The following is a 17,625-nucleotide window of genomic DNA, read 5'->3' as shown; positions in this document are numbered from 1 at the left end:
ATCCGATTTAAACACCAGTTGTTTTTAAACTATTAAGAAAGTAATTCCACTATATATTCCGAAGACCCAGAAAATAACCATTTCTAAAAGGAAAATTTTTTATGAAAAAATTTTAAAAGATTGATTTTGTTAGGGATGCTTTGTCGAAATTTGTATGCTTTGAGCCTCTTGAATGATACTTTGAGCCTCTCGATCGGTGCTTTGAGCCTCTCGCGCGTTACTTTGAGCCTCTTGAGCGATGCTTTGAGCCTCTCGCCCAATTCTTTGAGCCTCTCGAGCGGTTCTATGAGAATCTTGAGCACCAATAAAAAGGAGATGTCGCTATGACATCTCCTTTTCCTTATGTTTATGCGTTCGGCTCGATTAAGCCGTATTTTCCATCTTTACGTTTATAAACGACGTTCGTATAGCCTGTCTCAGCGTTTTCGAACACGTAGAACGCGTGGCCTAGCATGTCCATTTGAAGAACGGCTTCTTCCTCATCCATTGGCTTTAGATCGAATTGTTTTTTCTTAACGATATCGATTGAATCATCTTCTTTTTCAATTCTTCCGTTTAAGGCTTCTTGTTCCATTTCGGCAAATACGTGTTTCGGGGCTCCTTGTTGACGGAACTTGCGATTAATTTTCGTTTTATATTTTCTAATCTGTCTTTCCAGCTTATCGACCACCAAGTCTGTTGCTGCATACAAATCAGTGTGATTCTCTTCTGCGCGTAATAGTAAATTCGTCATTGGGATTGTGACCTCAATCTTCTGCTCCATATTATAGACGCTTAAATTAACATGTACATCTGAAGACGGTGGTGTATCAAAGTATCGCTCCAACTTCCCAATCTTCTTCTCCACATACTCTCGGATCGCATTTGTTACCTCGATGTTTTCACCTCTAATGTTGTAAATCATATGCAAGTCCTCCTTTCATATATGTAGGTTATATTCAACATTACCCTTTAATATTCCTTCTCAAACATATTAAAAATTTAGAATTTTTTGTCGAATATAAAAAATGACCTTCCTCTAAATCCTCAGAAGGTCACTTAGTGCCGTATTTCTCTCGATATTTTTGTTTATATTTCCCTAAGTTGTAATCGACAATTTCCTTCATAAAGTGCATCACTTTTAGTAGTTTAAGCATTTTAAAGACACGCAAGATTCTGAGTAAGAAAGAGTCTACTTGATAGAAATAAAACGGGATGATCGCCAGTATATCAATGATCATATAAAAGGAAAACATGTATTTTATACGTCCTTTGATTGGATGTTCATAGCCTGCTTTATATACTGCTGTCCAAATTCTTAATACATACTCAGCTGTAAAGAAGACTAGCGAAAACTCTTTAATCATATGAATATAGTCATCCCAAGCATCGTAAGTCGCAGGAATAAAATATTGCTGAAATGTTGTGACAATGTTCGTTGTAATTAACACAATTAAGGACACATCAAAGATCTTTCCACTTGTTGGCTTGGGTGGATTTAGCTTGATAATATTAAAAATTTGCCATTTTAAAGAATCAATCTGCACCATCTAAACCACCTACACAAAAAAGACTTATAGATATTTAATACCCGTAAATAACAGTTATCAAAACAAAAAGAGCCTCCCAATACTAGGAAGACTCTTCATTAATTCCGTTTATCTATAAAACTACCATCTTGACCTTGTAGGTTTTGATATGGATTAATATATTTCTTATTCGTCACTTGCCTCTTCTTAAAACTAGCGAAGTCTTGTTGAAAACTCTTCATATATTGATCAACGAGATTCCTTAGTTCACGGTCAAGCTTTAACGTTTCTTCACCAAGCTGCTTTTCTTCATCAGTATAATCACCGCTTAGCTTTTCGATTAATCTCCCGCGCTTTTCAACAAATTCATCAAACTCACTAACTAATTGTTCGCGGTCAATCTCGCCCGCTTGCTTAAAACGCTCAAACATTTGCTTTGTTAATGTATATAATGCCTTAACCTCTGACATTACGCTTTAGCTCCTGATTGATATTTATTCTGACGGTCAAGCTTAATCGCCTCTTTCCACGTATCACGTAGCTGCTCGACCATCTTCTGTGCCTCACCCAACTTCGCGCCATCATTATGAACGTTCGCCTCACGCAGACAATAATTGATATAATCATAGAGTGGCATTAACTGATTAGATATTTCATATTCAGGATTTAATGTCATCATTAACTCCGCAATAATATTCTGAGCCTTTTGCAGGTGTTCATTTTTCTTCTGAACATCTTCTGTTTCAATTGCTTTTTTCGCTACTTTTATAAACTTAATACAACCATTGTAAAGCTGTAACGTTAACTCACCAGGTGATGCGGTTGATACTGAATTTTGTTGATAAGCTTGGTAGGCTTGTCCATACGCCATATACTAAAACACCCCTTTTATTACATCATGCCACCCATACCGCCCATAGCTTGCTGCATTTGGGCATATTGGTTGTTCGCCTGTTGCATCGCTTGCTCCATGCGATTAAACTGATCCCAATAACGCTCTTCAGTCTGTTGCATACGGCGTTCAAAATTCGCCATACGATCCGCCATGCTCATTAACTCACGACCCATCGTGTACTGGTGTTCAGTATGTGTGGCGCGGCCTGCACGATCTGTGATACGGTCCATCATTTGACCGACAGAGTCTTCTACACGATTAATAATTCCTCGTGAATCACCTTCATCACTATTAGAAAACAAACGAAAGACAGCATCCGAATCTTCTTGTAACGCTTCTCGTAAGCGGTCTTCATCCACTTCTAGCTTTCCGCCTTCACGCCAGTTTGATGTCGTCGTAATTCCAACATCCATTACAGTATTAAAATCACCATGCTCATTATCCACCGATTGATACCAAGACGAGCGCATTGAAGTAAGTCCACTACTCAAAATAGAATCATTACGCAATAACCCGCTATTTGAACGCTCTTCCCAAAGCTCAATTTCACTTTCCGTCATTTCACGGCGCTGTGCATCTGTAAGTGGTGGATAATCACGATAACGTTCTTCACTCGTTTTTCCGCTCATGAAATCGATCATCTCATTATACTTCTCAACAAATTCGGTAATATTATCTACTGCACCATCAACATCATTACTTACAGATATATTAGCTGGTTGCTCACCTGTCGTATTATGGAAGTTTAATGTGACCCCATTAATTTCATATGAATTATTATGTGAGGTCATCTCTATACCATTATACGTGAACGAAGCATTCTCACCACCACGCTCACCCTCTTCAGTAATCCCGAAAATTTCCGTAAAGAAATGATCCTCACCATCAGGGGCCTCGAACGTGATCTGGTTGCCACCATCATCAGTAAAATCCCCAAAATCCAATCGCTCCAAAAAGACACGACCTGAATTATTGTCATAGAAACCAGATACAGCCCCATCAGACGCTTCAGATATTTTATTAAAAATATCGTCTAATGAATCATCATCATCGACATTAAATGAAACATCTTGTCTGCCATCCTCATTATAATAACTAAAAGACACTTCTTGAGAATCAAAACCCACTTGTTCTGAAAGTGAACTACTAGGGTCAAAATCATCAACATCTGAAAAAACACCTTCAGCACCAGCATTAACTGCACGCGTTGCTAGATCACTTACTTCAATCGTATAATTTCCCTCAGGCGCATCATTTCGCGCCGTTGCTGATACGGCATTTGAATTAGTCGATTGAACGGAATTCGCTTGATATGTCGCTGACAAACGCATATCTAAAAACATATCATCAAATTCTCTTAACTTTGTATTCACTTCACGGTAAGCATCACGCTGCAATTCCAACCATCTTTGGTCTTGTTCCATCTTCTGAAGCGGTTGACGCTCAGCTTCCATCAAGTCATTTACCATCTGGTTAATATCCATCCCTGATGCCATCCCAGTCATTCTCATATTATTTGAAATCATGTCTATACACCTCCTGTTGTTTAAATTCTTTCATCAACAATAAAGCCCATAAACTCTGCCATTGCAGCATATACATCAAGCAGCTTTTCTGGTGGAATTTCCTTCACAACCTCATCTGTCTCTTGATCAATAATTGAGACATAATAACGTTCTAACTTATCATGCACTTCATAACGAATCGCCGTATCCGCTGGTTCCAAAAATTCATTTAAACCCTCAACCAATTCCTCAGCACGACCTCTCGTCATTTCAGCATCAGGATAAGAACGTTGATTATTCGCTTCATTATTCATCGCCTGCAATTTCGGTTTTGCTTTTACATTGTCTGCTAATTGAACCTCAGTTGTCCCCGATCTCTGCAGGAGTTGAGCGTTTGATAATACTTGATCAATATTCATCAAAATGCAACCCCTTCTTATAATCTATTACTTATATCGGCATCATTATCGAAATTTTAATAGATAAAAGAAAGAGTTGATCATTTATTTAATTCAAAGCTAATTACTAAAACGCTCTTGAAGGAGAGTTCTTAACTCATCCTGAAAAGAGTCAAAAGCAGGAATAACAGAAGACTTTAAAATACCATGCCCAATCGTTTCAGCCTCCTCCTCTAACGATGAAACCACCTTACTGATTTGATTGTGGATATGATCAATTTGATCTTCCATAACGGTACCATCAATCTCCTCAAATACCGGCAACATCGACTGTTTAATAGATGATAACCCTATCACAACATCTTGCATTAAACCTAAAGATTCCGTGTACTTTAAAGCCTCCATCTGTTTCTCGATGTGAGTCAATGCCTCTTTAATCGTTTCTGATAACTCAGTTGCTTGTTTAACTATTTCATAATGCTTCTCCATGTTGACACCCCTTTATTTGATTGATTTTAATCGGACACTATTAACAAAGCCCACCACTTTAAGTAAGTGATGGGTGATTATTATTTGTCTTTTTGTTTAGCCAATTGTTCTTCACGCTGTTTCGCGACAGCTTGTAAAATTTCTTCAGTGAATTCGCCGAAAATTGATTGTCCACAAGCTAATTGATATTTCCAGGCTGTTCCCCAGAAGTTCATCTCTATAAATATTGGTTCACCATTATTATCAATAGCTAAATCCCAAGAAATGTAATTGTGATGTAATATACGATTATGTAAATCTTTTGCAAAATCAATTACTTTGTTAAAGTTTGGTATCTTATCAAAGTCTGAAAAGTCATAACCGGTTGTTGGATGTTTGTCATAAATCTCTCCCTTATTTCCTACAGCGTATAATTTAAGTGTTCCATCAGGTGAAATCCCAACACATAAACCATCACTAGCTGCATTATCCGTTAAAGAATAATTAACACCAAACCGTGCATAGCTCATTAGATAATGGATTTCGTCATTCCACCTTAGTGTTACTACTCTTACTGTATTAACAGAATAAGGGTGAGGATTAGCCATAATTGAATGCTGTTTTATTAATTTTTGGACAATAAAGTTGCTCTTCCAAATCTCCTCAATTTCTTTCATAGTATACTTTTTCTTTTTATGATAATGAGCATGATTTTTATAAGTTAATTTACCTATCCCTTTCCCATCATCAGATAAGCTTTGTTTAACAATTAAATCTTCTTTTGTATCGAACAATATTTTAAATGCTTTTGATCTTGAAATCGTATTATTATGTCGATCATAGTATTGACCATTAACTCTTTTTAAAACTGTCTCAGGGGCAGAATCCTTTGTAATTAAGTTATCATAAACGTTTTTGTCTGAGTAGAAACGCATCATTTCTCTAGAATTTAAAAACGGGATGACTTCATGCCAAATTACATGCTGGGGAATAACTTGCAAATTAAACTCACCAGTGATTTTTTCATAAGCAAGGTGTAATGACGGGTCCACCTTACCTTTGTAATGTTTCTTATAGTAAGTTTGAATAGCTTCAATCTTCTGGTCATCAATTACTTCTAAGTAACCATTCTCTTTGAACATTTTATAGTACTTATGTAAAACATTAATATTATACTTTTCATAATACTCACGATTATCGACGTAGTATTGTAAATCCTCTATCCTTTTTAAAATATCCTCTTCTATTAATTTATCTAACCCATTCCACTCATTATTCTCAAACTTTTTCACGACTTCTTCGTGTTTTTTATGTAACTCAGATAGCTTTACTTGTAAAAGTGATCCTTTAGTTAAATTGGGTTGGTTTACAGATTTAAACGTTTCATACCCTTTTAATACCGTATTATACATCTGAATCGCTTGATCATATCTTTCATTTCTTAAATCATCTATCGAATATTTAATCGCTTTAATTGACTTCTCTAGAAGGGGCAGCTCTTTTTCTTGTATGTTTTGCAATAATGACACATCCTATCACTCTTAGGAGGTTTTAGTATTCATTATTTAATATCGGCTAAAATGTACAAAGTGTTAATAGTTCTCTAAAAGTATAGTTGTATTAAAAATGCAATGGCTTGACATGGTGCAACTAAGAGCATGACTACTTTGTGAAATGATTGGTAGATTGGTGTTTTGCCCGCCTCTTCATGTAATTCACGACATAGCATGTACAAGTCAAATTCGCAAAGTTATGGTGGGTCAGGTTTGTTTGTCATGTGGTTAACTTTTCAATTGAGTTTTACGGTTCAATTTTTAAGTTAGCATATACAGACTCCATTACTAAGAATTGGAGTTTTGAATGCACACTTTGAATGCACGATCTCTGAATTTAGATTCCTACGTGACATACATTAATTGTTGTGAGTTAATTCTTAGTGTCCAAACAAACCACAAGGAATTGTTCTCAATCAGCATCAACTAGCAATGGTTTAAGGATGTTATAAGCATCCTCTGGTGACTTTATCTTCCATTCCTTATAAAGAATACTGTGCTTCTCTACTCATCTTCAGAGTAACAATGTTCACTCGCTTCGCTAACTGTTGCTTCTCTTCCTTCACTACGTTTGCTCATGGCAATTATAGTTGCTTGCTGTAATCATACTTCTTCATTTTACATTCCTCTTAGAATAGAAATAGCCCCTACTCCCAAATGGAAGTAGAGGCTTCGTTGCTTGTTTCTTGAACATCAAGTGCTCATAGAACGAACGGAAGTTCAATTATATAATATATACATCAAAAGTTTTTTGTTACATTGCAAATAATTATATCCATTAGTTTGACCAGTTGAACCTAATCTATTTACTTATTAACATGGAAACTTCACTAATAGCTTTCTTTATTTGGTCTATAATTTGATCATTTAAGGTATCAATTTTTATATCTTTTCTGTATTGTTCTTTTACGAAACTAACTAATTCTTCAGATTTCCCATTATTTATGAAGTCCCTTTTGTTATTAGAAAGAAAAAAAGCATAGCTATGAGAATCATGGATTACTGAATTAATTATTCTATAATCATTTCTATCATTGCTTTTTAAATCATTATACAAGTTAAAGATATTGTCAGAATTTACATTATGATGTGGGAACATAATTTCAAACAATTTTATGTGCTCTTCTTCAAAGTCTTCATTACACTCAAATATAATTTCTGCAACTGGTTCAGTATAACTCTGAACCGTTTTAAAACGTTGTTCAGCATGAATTTTAGTTCTTTCATTAACATTAGTAAAAATGTCATCTAGTATTCCTTGTGTTGTTCTAAGAGTTATCTTTTTATCTAAGTGCCAATCTTTTAATCTTTTTACATGTTTTTTCGACTCAACATCATTATACTTCGGAAATAAATTAGTGTCTAAATATACCAAAACAAAAGGATTAGTACTCATTATTTCAATAACTCCTTATATTTGAAATAAAATAGAGACCCCAGCCTAAGCTAGAGCCTCCCTTATGTTGAATAATAGGATTATCCAAGTAATTGTAGTACTGATTGTGGTTGCTGGTTAGCTTGAGCTAACATTGACTGAGAAGCTTGAGAAAGGATGTTTGCACGCGTCATTTCCATCATCTCTGAAGCCATATCAACGTCACGGATACGAGATTCTGCAGCTGATAGATTCTCAGATGCATTGTCTAAGTTAGAAATAGTATGCTCTAGGCGGTTTTGTACCGCACCAAGATCAGAACGTTGAGAGGATACAGTTTCTATTGCAGTATTCAGAGTATCAATTGCTGAGTTTGCAGTTGCCTGTGAAGAAATGTCGATACCAGTCCCCTCATTAACTGTTGCCTCTGCAAGCTCTATACTATTACTTTCTGAAAGGTCAGCATCTAAATCACCTGCATCATCTAAAACTGAGACTTGTACAAGATTACTTGCATCATCATCATTGTTAATAGCATCCATCACTTCTTGGTATGACGAGGTAGAAGTGTCACTATCTTCATCAGATGCTAATGTAACTGTAACAGTATTTTCAGAAACTTCAACACCTAATTCATCATCAGCACCTTCATTTGTTATGAATTCGATATTTACTTCATCTTCAACTAAACTATTGAATTCTAAATTGTCACCAAGCTCTTCACTTCCGTAATCCATACCAACAACACCTAACGCTTCTGCACGCATATCATCAATTGAAAGGCTAATACTTTGATCTTCATTAGCGCCGATATGGAATTTGTTATCTAAAGAACCGTCTAATAGCTCTTGAGTGTTGAACTCAGTATTGTCGCCAATTCGAGTTAACTCTTCAGCTAATTGGTCTACTTCGTTTTGTAGTTCAGCACGGTCTTCATTTGTATTAGTATCATTTGAAGATTGTACCGCTAATTCACGCATACGCTGTAGGATAGCATGTGTTTCATCTAAAGCACCCTCAGCAGTTTGGATCATAGAAATACCATCTTGTGCGTTACGGCTAGCTTGCTCTAGACCGTTGATTTGAGCACGCATTTTTTCAGAGATTGCTAGACCTGCTGCGTCGTCTCCTGCTTTGTTGATACGCATACCAGAAGATAGCTTCTCCATTGAGTTTTGCATTTGGTTTTGGTTGATTCCCATTTGACGATGAGTATTCATCGCTGAAATGTTGTTATTAATAATCATAACATTAATTCCTCCTTGAATTTGTATAGTTTAGCCACGTCCTTGTGGCTTTTTAAGTAACAGTCATATAGTCGGCCGACGTTTGACTGATATCCTTATGTCTTTTATATCGACAGGGTTCAGATAAGTTTTAGTCTTTTTTTGTATTTTTTAATAGATTTATTGTGTTTGGTGTTAGTTGGCTTGCGGCTTGGTTTTCTTCTCGTATTTGTTGATAGATTTCTTTTCTGTGTATGTCAACGTGTTTGGGAGCATCGATGCCGAGTTTGATTTGGTCGCCTTCGATTCCAATGACTTTAATTTCAATGTCATCATTAATTTGAATCGATTCACCTTGTTTCCGTGTTAGGACTAGCATGGTGCTCCCCTCCTTTAATCGAGTGTTTTGTATGGTAGTTAGAGTCATTTAATGATATTTGTTTACCTTGTTTATTGTTAAGGTTAAGGACGATTGGGGCTTTTAAGTTTAATGTTGATTGTTCGAATGGTTCTTTAAGTGTCACAATCGACCAGACGCTGACATCTTCTGACTTGTTGATGTTTAATTGCTCGACGGTTTGCTCGTCTAATTTAAATTCGTAACCTGTTTCAATTAAAAATGGATTGGTGATGACAAAGGCTAGTTCTATTGCTTTAGTCGATTGCAATATTTTAAAGGCTGGGTTTCCTTCTAAATCTAAGAGCGCAAATTGTTTTTCATCTTGGAATCCTGGTAAGCCATGATTAAATGCTAGAAGCTTGCTTTCTTCGATTTCAATTTCACCAAAGTAAACGGTTTCGATCTTCATCTTTCATGTCTCCTTATGTTAAATCTTTATATCATAGTGGTGATGGCGCCACGTGTCGATATCAACATCGATCTCTAGGTGTGGCGCTTGTTGTAAGTAAATGTTCACATCACCTTCGTGGTAGTTGAAATGTGGTTTATTCGCCTGAGCGTCGATGATTGGTTCATTTTTCTGTACGTTAATATCAACATCACCTGGGTCATAGTCAATCTTAACGGCAAATTGTGATGATGGAATCCAGCCAATCGTAAAGTCTTGGCGAGCAAATGGTCTGTTTTCTTTAGCAATATGCGGGATCACATCACCGCCATTTTCGATTCGTTGCATTTGGGTTCCTTCACGAGCCCGCCTTGAAATACCTTCAAATGCTTCTTGTAGTCCTTCGTTAGCGCTTTTTCGAACGGATTCTTCTGTACTTATAATTCCCATATCGCGTAAAGCTTCGGTTTGATCAATCGTTAGCTTAGATGGTCTGTAGTTAATATCTAAGTCCGCTTCTGGTTGTGAAATTCGCAAGTCAGCTTCAGGCTGTGACATGTTAACTTGAGCATCTTGGGTTTGTATTCCGATTTTGCCTCTTTGGATATGGTAATGGACCTGTGGTAACTGAAGCATACACGCACCTCTCAATCTTATGTAGAAAAAGCTACCTGCTTCAATACAGATAGCTTTAAGTTCATTATCTTAAGAAATCCATTAATGTCGGTTGAAGGATTCGTGCTCCAGCTGCTAAAGACGAGCGGTGCACATTCTCTTGCATTTGTAAATTCATAATTACTTCTGCAATATCTGCATCTTCATTTTTAGATAATAAGTCAGATGTCGTTACATTTTGTTGTGTTAGTCTGTTTTCGATTAAATCGATACGATTCATTCTAGCGCCTAAGTCGGCTCGTTCATTAACAAGACTTTGAAAATGGTTGTCTAATTGACCAATATACTCATTTAATGTCGCATCCCCATCATCTGCGTCTTCTTCTAAATCACCGTTTTCTAAAGCACTTACAATCCCATCTAAACTTTCAAATAAATCTTCAGAAAAGGCATTACTCGCATCAATATTAGCACGCACTTTAACACCATCAGATACTTCAATCATAACTGCGTCGTTATTAATATTGTCTTCAATCAATTCACCATCAGCATCAAATCGAGGCTCTACAGTGTTCTGTCCGTTAAATATATAGCGATTATTGACTTTTGAGTTGGCGATCTCTTTTAAATGATTGGTAATCTCTTTAACTTCACTGGCCATATTCGCGCGCTCTTCATCTTCATACGTGTCATTGTTTGCTTGAAGAACGAGTTCACGTACACGATGAAGGCTTTGCCCCGCTTCGTTCATCGCATCATCTGATGTATCCATCCAGCTACGGACTTCCGACATGTTACGCTCAAACTGTTCAACTTTTGAAAGCTCTGAGCGGTAATCAACACCTCTCATCGCAACAACAGGGTCATCAGACGGCCGATTAATCTTCTTTCCGGTTGAAAGCTGCTCCATTGACCGGTGCATTTCAGCATTATTTTGTCTTAAGTTATGAAGCATACTGTTGTTAAGCATTCCTTGTGTTACTCGCACGACTATTCACCTACCTTCCAACAATACCCATTTGGTTAATAATACGGTCTAACGTTTCATCGACGACCGTCATACTACGTGCAGCTGCATTGTATGCATGCTGGAACTTGATCATATTCGCCATTTCTTCATCTAAAGATACCCCGCTCATGGCTTCGCGATTAAAGTTAACTGATTCACGTAAGCTTGAAGTGTTATTAGCCATTCGATTGGCTTCTTGTGCTTTTACGCCTAAATCACCGACCAATGCTTCATAAAACTTTTGGACAGATTGGTCGTTTAAACCTTCTAAGTTTTCATCACGAACATCAGATAAAGCTTGGGCGTTACTACCATCACCTGGTTGACCACTTCCGCTCGCTGCGATTAAACTTTCATCATTCATAATGTCCTCTGAAACGGCAATCATCGCTGCGGCATCACTTGAATCATCTAATGGTTCAAAGAAATTACTGCCTTCATCTCCGTTTAAATCATACCCTGCTTGGTGCTGGTCATTAAAAGCATTAGCAAATTCATAAGCCATTTCATTTAAGCCATTAATCATATCAACGTAATCACCAGTTGGCTCACCGTCTTCATTCATATATCCATTCGCATGAATAAGTCCTTGTAGTTTACCCGGTGAACTAAATTGATGGGCATCGATTTCAGTTTCTAATTCAACATTTCCATTCTCATCCATTGCCCCAATTCCAACACCAGAAACAATTTCGCCATTCTCTTCATCAAATTGAACCTCTAAACCTTGCATATTATTATCTGCATCGATTAATGTTCCGTTGTTAATCGCATTTCCATTGTCATCCGCTAACCTGATAATCGCTTGTCCTTCTGCAGTCGCTTTTGAATGACCGCCATTTGATTCATAAGAAATATCAATATTGACATATTCAGACAACTCATCAACTAATAAGTCACGCTTGTCATAAAGGTCGTTCGGCAAGTCGCCGTTCGGTTCCACACGACTAATTTGGTCATTTAGCTGATGGATTTGATTGACTAGTGTATTGACTTGGCCAGCGTTGGTGTCCATTTGATTTTTTAATTCACCTTGGACATCTGTTAGCTTATCGTGTAAGTGGTTGAATGTCTCTACGACCGCTTGTCCACGCTGTTGCATGACACGGCGAGCACCACCGTCTTCAGGGTTCGTTGCAACATCTTGAATCGATTCCCAAAATTGATCCATCGTTTTCGCTAAACCAGAGTCACTCGGTTCATTCATAATATCTTCCATACGCTTTAGCGCATCTGCTTTACTTTCATAGTAACCAGCTTGGTTATTTTCCGCACGGTATTGAAAGTCTAGAAATTGATCTCGTATTCGTTCGATTTGGCCCGCTGTTACCCCTGTTCCAAGCTGTCCAGCCATTTGTGGTGCGTTACGCGATGGAGTTGGAAATGGGTTTGTCGCTTCAAAGTTGACACGTTGTCTTGAATAGCCTTCCGTATTCGCGTTTGAAATGTTATGACTTGTAGTATGTAAGGCTGATTGTTGGGCTGCTAAGGCTCTTCTTGCTACTTCTAAGCCGTGAAATGTCGATGTCACCATCTGTTAAGCTCCTCTCGTGAGAAAAACTTGGTTCATCGCCAAGTTTAAATGGCGCAAGTCCAAGTTTATAAAATTGAAAACTTAAGCTCTTGAATCAAACACAGAACGCTCTGTTGATTGATTCGTCTGTTGCTTCGGTTTATGATAGTTTAAATCTTTTTGGTAGTTTGGTTTAAGCATGTCTAAAGTTAACTCAACGTATTGTAAGGATTGCTGTGTTAAGTCGCGATTTAACCCCTCTTGTTGTTTTAAATTGGCGAGAACATAAACTAAGTTTTCATACACCGTCTCAAGCCTGTTTTTTTGGTCTTGATCCTGGATATTTTCGATGATCGTTGTAATGGTCATCTCATCATGGTCCAGTCCATTCGCTTTAAACCATGCATCCGTTTCTTCAACTCGCTTCGTCTCAAGCTGGTCAATGGCTTGGACGTGTTTACGTTCTTTAATTAACAATTCATTAAACACTTCAAGGTCATTATTTTTAAGCCGTTCTGTTTTATCTTTAGAAAGCTCTAATAAACTTTCATTTAATTGATTGATCTTCTCTAACTTTTCGATAATAGATTCAATAGACAAAAGACTCATCCTCCCTTAACCGCGGTAAAATTGTAATAGTTTCTCAGCTGTCTTGTTCAAATCAACGTTGTATTCACCGTTTTCTACTTGTTGTTTGAGAGATTGGACGTGTTCTTGGCGTGCCTTTTGTATACTATTGCTTTCTTGCATCGCTTTAGCTTGGGTGGATATTTCGACTTTATCGGATTGTTTGCTTGCTTGTTTTAGTTGTTGATTTTGGATTTGTTTTTGGTATGGGTTTAAATATGCTTTATTCGTCGGATTAATTTTCATCCTGTTTCACCCCTTTTATTACACGAACCTTTATTCTCTATATTATATCGGCGTTTCTTAGCGATTGTTTAGCTTCTCCATTTATTTTCTTTGTCGACATTATAATAAACTTTCTCACGTTTATTCTCGTCTTCGCGTTCTTTTAGAGTTTTTGGTTGATCTGTTTGTTGCAAGTCCTTCTGCAATGTTTCAGCACAATCTAAGCATAGGCGGCCTTCGTAAATTTGTGTGTCACACCGTTCACATTCATAAGTTAAATTAGGAAACGATCCTGGTTGAATTCTTTTTTGACGAAGCCATTTTTGAATAAGTTTTTTCTCGACTTCGGTTGCTTCAGACACTTCATTCATAGTTGCGGTACGGTTTTTCTTCTTTTTAATAAAGTCATATACGATTTCGAATTTCGCCTCTTCTTCTTTGAAGCAATTTTGGCATACAGTTTGTGCCCCTTTTACGAACAATTCACCACAGTTTGGGCAGTTTGCTAATTCTCCCATAACAATTCCTCCTCAGGACCTTCTTCTTTCTATTATATCGGCAGGCATTTATAAAAACAAAGTGTTTAGAGGGAATTAACTTCTAATTAAGGTCAATGCCTTTACATTTTTTACACCAGCATTCTTTAAAAGTGACGCGACCTGACGTAGGGTCGTTCCAGTTGTATAAATATCATCTATTAAAAGGATTTTTTCTGGTGGGTGATTTGTTAAATGGAATGGATTTTTTGAGAGGACGCGTTCTGTTCTCGTTCTTTTCGCTTGTTTAGTAGTATCTTCTCTTTTTAATAGTTGGGTATGGATTGGTTTTTTTAATAGACTTGCCAATGCTTCTGCTTGGTTGAACTTCCGTGTTTCATAGCGGTCATCACTTAGGGGGATCGGGACTAGAGTATAGTGTTTTTTGGCGAAGTGAGTGGTGTAGGCTTTATTTAATGGCTCGCGAAAGGAATAGACTGCTTCATAATCGCCACGATATTTGAACCTCGCCATCATTTCTTTCATAAATTCGTTATATGTAAAGATTGAAATGTTTTGATCTAACGGGTCTTCACCGAAATGGTTCGCCCAGCGCTTGCAATCATCGCATTTCTGATGATTCGGGCTCGCCTGTTTCTTGCAGTGTTTACAAAATGGTGGTGGTATTTCTTCTAATTGGTTTAGACAATCATCACACGTGTAGCGAAATTGTGGGGAAAGAAAATTTGCCCAAACAGTCTCTTCTTTGATCGATTTCAAACACAAGTAGCAAATCATAGTCTTCATCCTCTTGCTTCTTTATTTTTAATAATCGTGTAGTTGCGTGCTTGTACCATAGCATTTGTCTTGTATTCGTAGAAAAATGTGACATCACCAGTGGGATCATGCGCACTCCTACCAGCGCGCCCGGCAATTTGAATTAAGGCCGCTTCATCAAAAACGTGATGATCAGCCTGAATAACAGCCACATCAATTGAGGGAAATGTCACCCCTCTTTCTAAAATCGTTGTCGTAATTAACGCCTCGATATTACGTGCGCGGTATTGCTTTATCTTATATTCACGATCTGGGCTTTCTGCGTGAACGTGTGGAATGGTTAATTTGGCAGATAGTTTCTCGGCCAACTCGATCGTTGGGACAAATAGTAGAAAGCGGCGATTTGAAGTAGATTTTTGGTGGATCCATTGATTGATTGAAGGTGGGACGGTTTCATTTTCTAACGTTTTACTTAACCGGAAGATAGATTTAAAAGTGGGGACTGGAATCGGGTGACCATGGTACCTGCTTGGGATTGAAACAGTGGGCAGTTGATTTAGGGCGATTTGAACTTTTTGCTTCGTTCTCGGTGTTGCTGTGAGGAATATTTTCGTAGCGTCTTGTTTCATCGCACGCTCTACCGCCTTAGGGAGGGTTTGGTCACGGTGATAAGGAAACGCATCAACCTCATCAATCACCATCACATCAAAAGAATCTTCATAACGGAGTAGCTGATGAGTCGTCGCAATGACTAAGTGGTTATTCAAATCTTTCTCAGTAGAACTGCCATAAAGAGCGGCCGAATGAATCGTCGGAAAGTCACGTCTAAGCCGTGGTGCTAATTCCCTTACTACATCAGAGCGTGGTGTTGCAATACATACCCGCTTCCCCTCTTGAATAGCGTGTTCAATTCCAGCATAAAGCATTTCTGTTTTTCCAGCACCACAGACTGCATAAATCAATAGCTTCGCTTCGTGTTGAATAGCTTTGATCATTTCATAAGAAGCTTTAACTTGTAGAGGCGTTAACTCCCCTTTCCATTTCATCGGATTTTTAACCCGATGACGCATAGGTGGCGGGCCAACCCACCTGTATAACGGCTCCTCACTACTAACGCGGTTCATTTGAATACAATGTTTACAATAAATGATTGGGGTGTTGTTTTGGCGGGGAATCTTGCCAAACAAACTTTGATTACGATTAAAACAGCGAATGCACTGATGGAAATTAAGTGATGATTTGATGGAGGTGACTTTCTCTAAATAGGCGTGATCTAATAAATATTGTAAGCGGCGTTCTGATAGATCTAGCTCACCTTTAAGTAAAAGTTTAGTCGCGAACTTTCTAGCAAGGTCTTCGATTAATGGTGGGGTTGATGACGTCATCGAATCATCCTTTCTTGTTTGGAGTAGGTGGGGTGGTAGATTGATTGATTGGCGCTGCGGTCGAGGTGTGTTTATCAGCGCCCAGACTAATTTATCAGCGTTCAAAACTAGTTTAAGAGAGTATGTAAACTCTACTCTTTTTTTCACCAACATAAGTGGCGCAAGCTTGTTTGAGCATTCTTTTCGCTACGTCTTTTGGTACTTGCAGAAAATTCTAGCTTCGTTATTCGTAATTTTGTTCCCAAACATCAACTTATACTCTTCTAATGCTTTTAGGTGGGCTTTAGGATCTTTATGTTGACAAGAAGGGCATTGCCAATTACGATTTATCCGCTTCATCATAGTCTTTTTACAATGGGTGCACCACACGCCATTTCTAATATGCGTTCTCTTAATATTATTTTTTTCGATCAAATTGACTTCTCTTGGCTTATGTTTATTTTTTAACACATTTCCTATTTTAATTAATTCGTCTGATGAGTATTGAGTTGTGGGATATTTTTGTTCTAGCTCCGATATTCTCCATGGGATTCGTTGGCTGATGATGAGGTCGGGTTGGTGCCCTTCAATTTCTAAGACGGCATCGTTGTGGGAAAAGACAACTAATGTATGAATCGGAGGAACTGTGAGGTTAGAAGTTTGAAGAAGTTTTTTTAATTTATAACGCTGAATTCTAGCCTGGATAAAAGGATCATCATAGCGCTTGATAGTACGATCGCGGTTGATACGTTTCAACACACCTGTATCAGTGTTATATTTTATAAGTCCAGCTGTATTCTTCACTTCAATGATCAGAAAAAAATTAGGGAAAAGTAGTAAATTATCAGTTTGGAAAGTATATTGATGTTCTTCTACACGTAAACCATATAAGAAAATAGCTTATTGAGACAAAAAGTTGAAATAATAATGAATAGACCGCTCACCTTCAAAACCAGATTTGTCACGCCAATACTGCTCTTGAAGCGATTTAAATACCGGGGAGTTACTCGTTAATCGAGGGACAATAACTTCTAACTGTACTAGGGTTGGAGGTTTTTCGTGGGGTAATAATACCATTTCATAGAACACTTCCTTTACTAAGGCTTATCGGCCAGTTTGATTTGTTGATAAAAAAATATTATCTCATAAAGATATTATAATAAACTTTTTGAAAAATGGGAAGTTTTTGAAAGATAATATTGATTAAAATATCGAATTTTATCGGCGGTCGTGTGATTAAGTCCGTATAATTGTGTAAAAAAGAATGAGTCATTTCACTCCCTCTTGGATACAATGTTTTTAA

At 37.5% G+C, this 17,625-nt stretch carries 21 protein-coding genes; all 21 read right to left on the bottom strand.

From position 1 onward, the window contains the following. Window positions 1-346: 346 nt before the first annotated feature. The 21 genes from hpf to ABDZ63_RS15390 all read right to left on the bottom strand — a co-directional run bounded on the left by hpf (window position 347) and on the right by ABDZ63_RS15390 (window position 17,219). Entirely contained in the window at window positions 347-904 is a 558-nt protein-coding gene (hpf, locus tag ABDZ63_RS15490; RefSeq protein WP_343785068.1) for a ribosome hibernation-promoting factor, HPF/YfiA family, read from the bottom strand. 130 nt (window positions 905-1,034) lie between these two features. Then, a complete protein-coding gene (locus ABDZ63_RS15485; protein ID WP_343785066.1) occupies window positions 1,035-1,526 on the bottom strand; it encodes an ion transporter in 492 nt (163 codons plus the stop codon). 101 nt (window positions 1,527-1,627) lie between these two features. Continuing rightward, entirely contained in the window at window positions 1,628-1,978 is a 351-nt protein-coding gene (fliT, locus tag ABDZ63_RS15480; protein WP_343785064.1) for a flagellar protein FliT, read from the bottom strand. Beyond that, window positions 1,978-2,379 carry a flagellar export chaperone FliS gene (gene fliS / locus ABDZ63_RS15475; RefSeq protein ID WP_343785062.1) on the bottom strand — a complete coding sequence of 134 codons (402 nt, stop codon included), beginning with the start codon at window positions 2,377-2,379 and terminating at the stop codon, window positions 1,978-1,980. The genes fliT and fliS overlap by 1 nt, the downstream gene beginning before the upstream one ends. A 20-nt stretch (window positions 2,380-2,399) precedes the next feature. Further along, on the bottom strand, window positions 2,400-3,929 hold the full coding sequence (locus ABDZ63_RS15470) for a flagellar hook-associated protein 2 (protein ID WP_343785060.1): 1,530 nt from the start codon (window positions 3,927-3,929) through the stop codon (window positions 2,400-2,402). 20 nt (window positions 3,930-3,949) lie between these two features. Further along, window positions 3,950-4,327, bottom strand: a complete 378-nt coding sequence (gene flaG / locus ABDZ63_RS15465; RefSeq protein ID WP_343785058.1) for a flagellar protein FlaG — start codon at window positions 4,325-4,327, stop codon at window positions 3,950-3,952. A gap of 99 nt (window positions 4,328-4,426) precedes the next feature. Continuing rightward, on the bottom strand, window positions 4,427-4,795 hold the full coding sequence (locus ABDZ63_RS15460) for a DUF8042 domain-containing protein (RefSeq protein ID WP_343785056.1): 369 nt from the start codon (window positions 4,793-4,795) through the stop codon (window positions 4,427-4,429). Between the two features lie 80 nt (window positions 4,796-4,875). After that, window positions 4,876-6,294 (bottom strand): sugar-transfer associated ATP-grasp domain-containing protein, encoded by a 1,419-nt coding sequence (locus ABDZ63_RS15455; RefSeq protein ID WP_343785054.1) that lies wholly within the window; start codon window positions 6,292-6,294, stop codon window positions 4,876-4,878. A gap of 835 nt (window positions 6,295-7,129) precedes the next feature. After that, window positions 7,130-7,723: a hypothetical protein gene (locus tag ABDZ63_RS15450; RefSeq protein ID WP_343785052.1), complete on the bottom strand. Its 594-nt coding sequence runs from the start codon at window positions 7,721-7,723 to the stop codon at window positions 7,130-7,132. Window positions 7,724-7,803: 80 nt separating this feature from the next. Then, window positions 7,804-8,949 (bottom strand): flagellin N-terminal helical domain-containing protein, encoded by a 1,146-nt coding sequence (locus tag ABDZ63_RS15445; RefSeq protein ID WP_343785050.1) that lies wholly within the window; start codon window positions 8,947-8,949, stop codon window positions 7,804-7,806. A gap of 130 nt (window positions 8,950-9,079) precedes the next feature. After that, the gene (gene csrA / locus ABDZ63_RS15440; RefSeq protein WP_343785048.1) at window positions 9,080-9,307 is read right to left on the bottom strand and encodes a carbon storage regulator CsrA; all 228 of its coding nucleotides are present in this window, start codon (window positions 9,305-9,307) and stop codon (window positions 9,080-9,082) included. Next, window positions 9,279-9,737: a flagellar assembly protein FliW gene (fliW, locus tag ABDZ63_RS15435; RefSeq protein ID WP_343785046.1), complete on the bottom strand. Its 459-nt coding sequence runs from the start codon at window positions 9,735-9,737 to the stop codon at window positions 9,279-9,281. The genes csrA and fliW overlap by 29 nt, the downstream gene beginning before the upstream one ends. Before the next feature lie 18 nt (window positions 9,738-9,755). Continuing rightward, window positions 9,756-10,352, bottom strand: coding sequence for a DUF6470 family protein (locus tag ABDZ63_RS15430; RefSeq protein WP_343785044.1), 597 nt, complete (start codon window positions 10,350-10,352; stop codon window positions 9,756-9,758). 64 nt (window positions 10,353-10,416) lie between these two features. Next, a complete protein-coding gene (flgL, locus tag ABDZ63_RS15425) occupies window positions 10,417-11,319 on the bottom strand; it encodes a flagellar hook-associated protein FlgL (RefSeq protein WP_343785042.1) in 903 nt (300 codons plus the stop codon). 10 nt (window positions 11,320-11,329) lie between these two features. Then, window positions 11,330-12,874 carry a flagellar hook-associated protein FlgK gene (gene flgK / locus ABDZ63_RS15420; protein WP_343785040.1) on the bottom strand — a complete coding sequence of 515 codons (1,545 nt, stop codon included), beginning with the start codon at window positions 12,872-12,874 and terminating at the stop codon, window positions 11,330-11,332. Window positions 12,875-12,955: 81 nt separating this feature from the next. Then, on the bottom strand, window positions 12,956-13,453 hold the full coding sequence (locus ABDZ63_RS15415; protein WP_343785038.1) for a flagellar protein FlgN: 498 nt from the start codon (window positions 13,451-13,453) through the stop codon (window positions 12,956-12,958). A 15-nt stretch (window positions 13,454-13,468) separates the two neighbouring features. After that, window positions 13,469-13,726, bottom strand: a complete 258-nt coding sequence (gene flgM, locus ABDZ63_RS15410) for a flagellar biosynthesis anti-sigma factor FlgM (RefSeq protein ID WP_343785036.1) — start codon at window positions 13,724-13,726, stop codon at window positions 13,469-13,471. A 68-nt stretch (window positions 13,727-13,794) separates the two neighbouring features. Next, on the bottom strand, window positions 13,795-14,223 hold the full coding sequence (locus ABDZ63_RS15405; protein WP_343785034.1) for a TIGR03826 family flagellar region protein: 429 nt from the start codon (window positions 14,221-14,223) through the stop codon (window positions 13,795-13,797). Window positions 14,224-14,298: 75 nt separating this feature from the next. Beyond that, a complete protein-coding gene (locus ABDZ63_RS15400; protein WP_343785033.1) occupies window positions 14,299-14,961 on the bottom strand; it encodes a ComF family protein in 663 nt (220 codons plus the stop codon). Window positions 14,962-14,984: 23 nt separating this feature from the next. After that, the gene (locus ABDZ63_RS15395) at window positions 14,985-16,343 is read right to left on the bottom strand and encodes an ATP-dependent helicase ComFA (protein ID WP_343785031.1); all 1,359 of its coding nucleotides are present in this window, start codon (window positions 16,341-16,343) and stop codon (window positions 14,985-14,987) included. 186 nt (window positions 16,344-16,529) lie between these two features. Then, window positions 16,530-17,219 carry a nuclease-related domain-containing protein gene (locus ABDZ63_RS15390; protein ID WP_343785070.1) on the bottom strand — a complete coding sequence of 230 codons (690 nt, stop codon included), beginning with the start codon at window positions 17,217-17,219 and terminating at the stop codon, window positions 16,530-16,532. Window positions 17,220-17,625 lie beyond the last annotated feature (406 nt).

The sequence above is a fragment of the Alkalibacillus silvisoli genome, from assembly GCF_039521975.1.
GTDB lineage: Bacteria > Bacillota > Bacilli > Bacillales > Alkalibacillaceae > Alkalibacillus > Alkalibacillus silvisoli.
This window is presented reverse-complemented; position numbering and strand designations above follow the sequence as displayed.

What these genes read in the sequence shown, in the direction of transcription:
- hpf (WP_343785068.1), bottom strand. Translation starts at nt 904, where the DNA reads ATGATTTACAACATTAGAGGTGAAAACATCGAGGTAACAAATGCGATC.
- fliT (WP_343785064.1), bottom strand. Translation starts at nt 1,978, where the DNA reads ATGTCAGAGGTTAAGGCATTATATACATTAACAAAGCAAATGTTTGAG.
- fliS (WP_343785062.1), bottom strand. Translation starts at nt 2,379, where the DNA reads ATGGCGTATGGACAAGCCTACCAAGCTTATCAACAAAATTCAGTATCA.
- ABDZ63_RS15470 (WP_343785060.1), bottom strand. Translation starts at nt 3,929, where the DNA reads ATGATTTCAAATAATATGAGAATGACTGGGATGGCATCAGGGATGGAT.
- flaG (WP_343785058.1), bottom strand. Translation starts at nt 4,327, where the DNA reads ATGAATATTGATCAAGTATTATCAAACGCTCAACTCCTGCAGAGATCG.
- ABDZ63_RS15460 (WP_343785056.1), bottom strand. Translation starts at nt 4,795, where the DNA reads ATGGAGAAGCATTATGAAATAGTTAAACAAGCAACTGAGTTATCAGAA.
- ABDZ63_RS15450 (WP_343785052.1), bottom strand. Translation starts at nt 7,723, where the DNA reads ATGAGTACTAATCCTTTTGTTTTGGTATATTTAGACACTAATTTATTT.
- ABDZ63_RS15445 (WP_343785050.1), bottom strand. Translation starts at nt 8,949, where the DNA reads ATGATTATTAATAACAACATTTCAGCGATGAATACTCATCGTCAAATG.
- csrA (WP_343785048.1), bottom strand. Translation starts at nt 9,307, where the DNA reads ATGCTAGTCCTAACACGGAAACAAGGTGAATCGATTCAAATTAATGAT.
- fliW (WP_343785046.1), bottom strand. Translation starts at nt 9,737, where the DNA reads ATGAAGATCGAAACCGTTTACTTTGGTGAAATTGAAATCGAAGAAAGC.
- ABDZ63_RS15430 (WP_343785044.1), bottom strand. Translation starts at nt 10,352, where the DNA reads ATGCTTCAGTTACCACAGGTCCATTACCATATCCAAAGAGGCAAAATC.
- flgK (WP_343785040.1), bottom strand. Translation starts at nt 12,874, where the DNA reads ATGGTGACATCGACATTTCACGGCTTAGAAGTAGCAAGAAGAGCCTTA.
- flgM (WP_343785036.1), bottom strand. Translation starts at nt 13,726, where the DNA reads ATGAAAATTAATCCGACGAATAAAGCATATTTAAACCCATACCAAAAA.
- ABDZ63_RS15405 (WP_343785034.1), bottom strand. Translation starts at nt 14,223, where the DNA reads ATGGGAGAATTAGCAAACTGCCCAAACTGTGGTGAATTGTTCGTAAAA.
- ABDZ63_RS15395 (WP_343785031.1), bottom strand. Translation starts at nt 16,343, where the DNA reads ATGACGTCATCAACCCCACCATTAATCGAAGACCTTGCTAGAAAGTTC.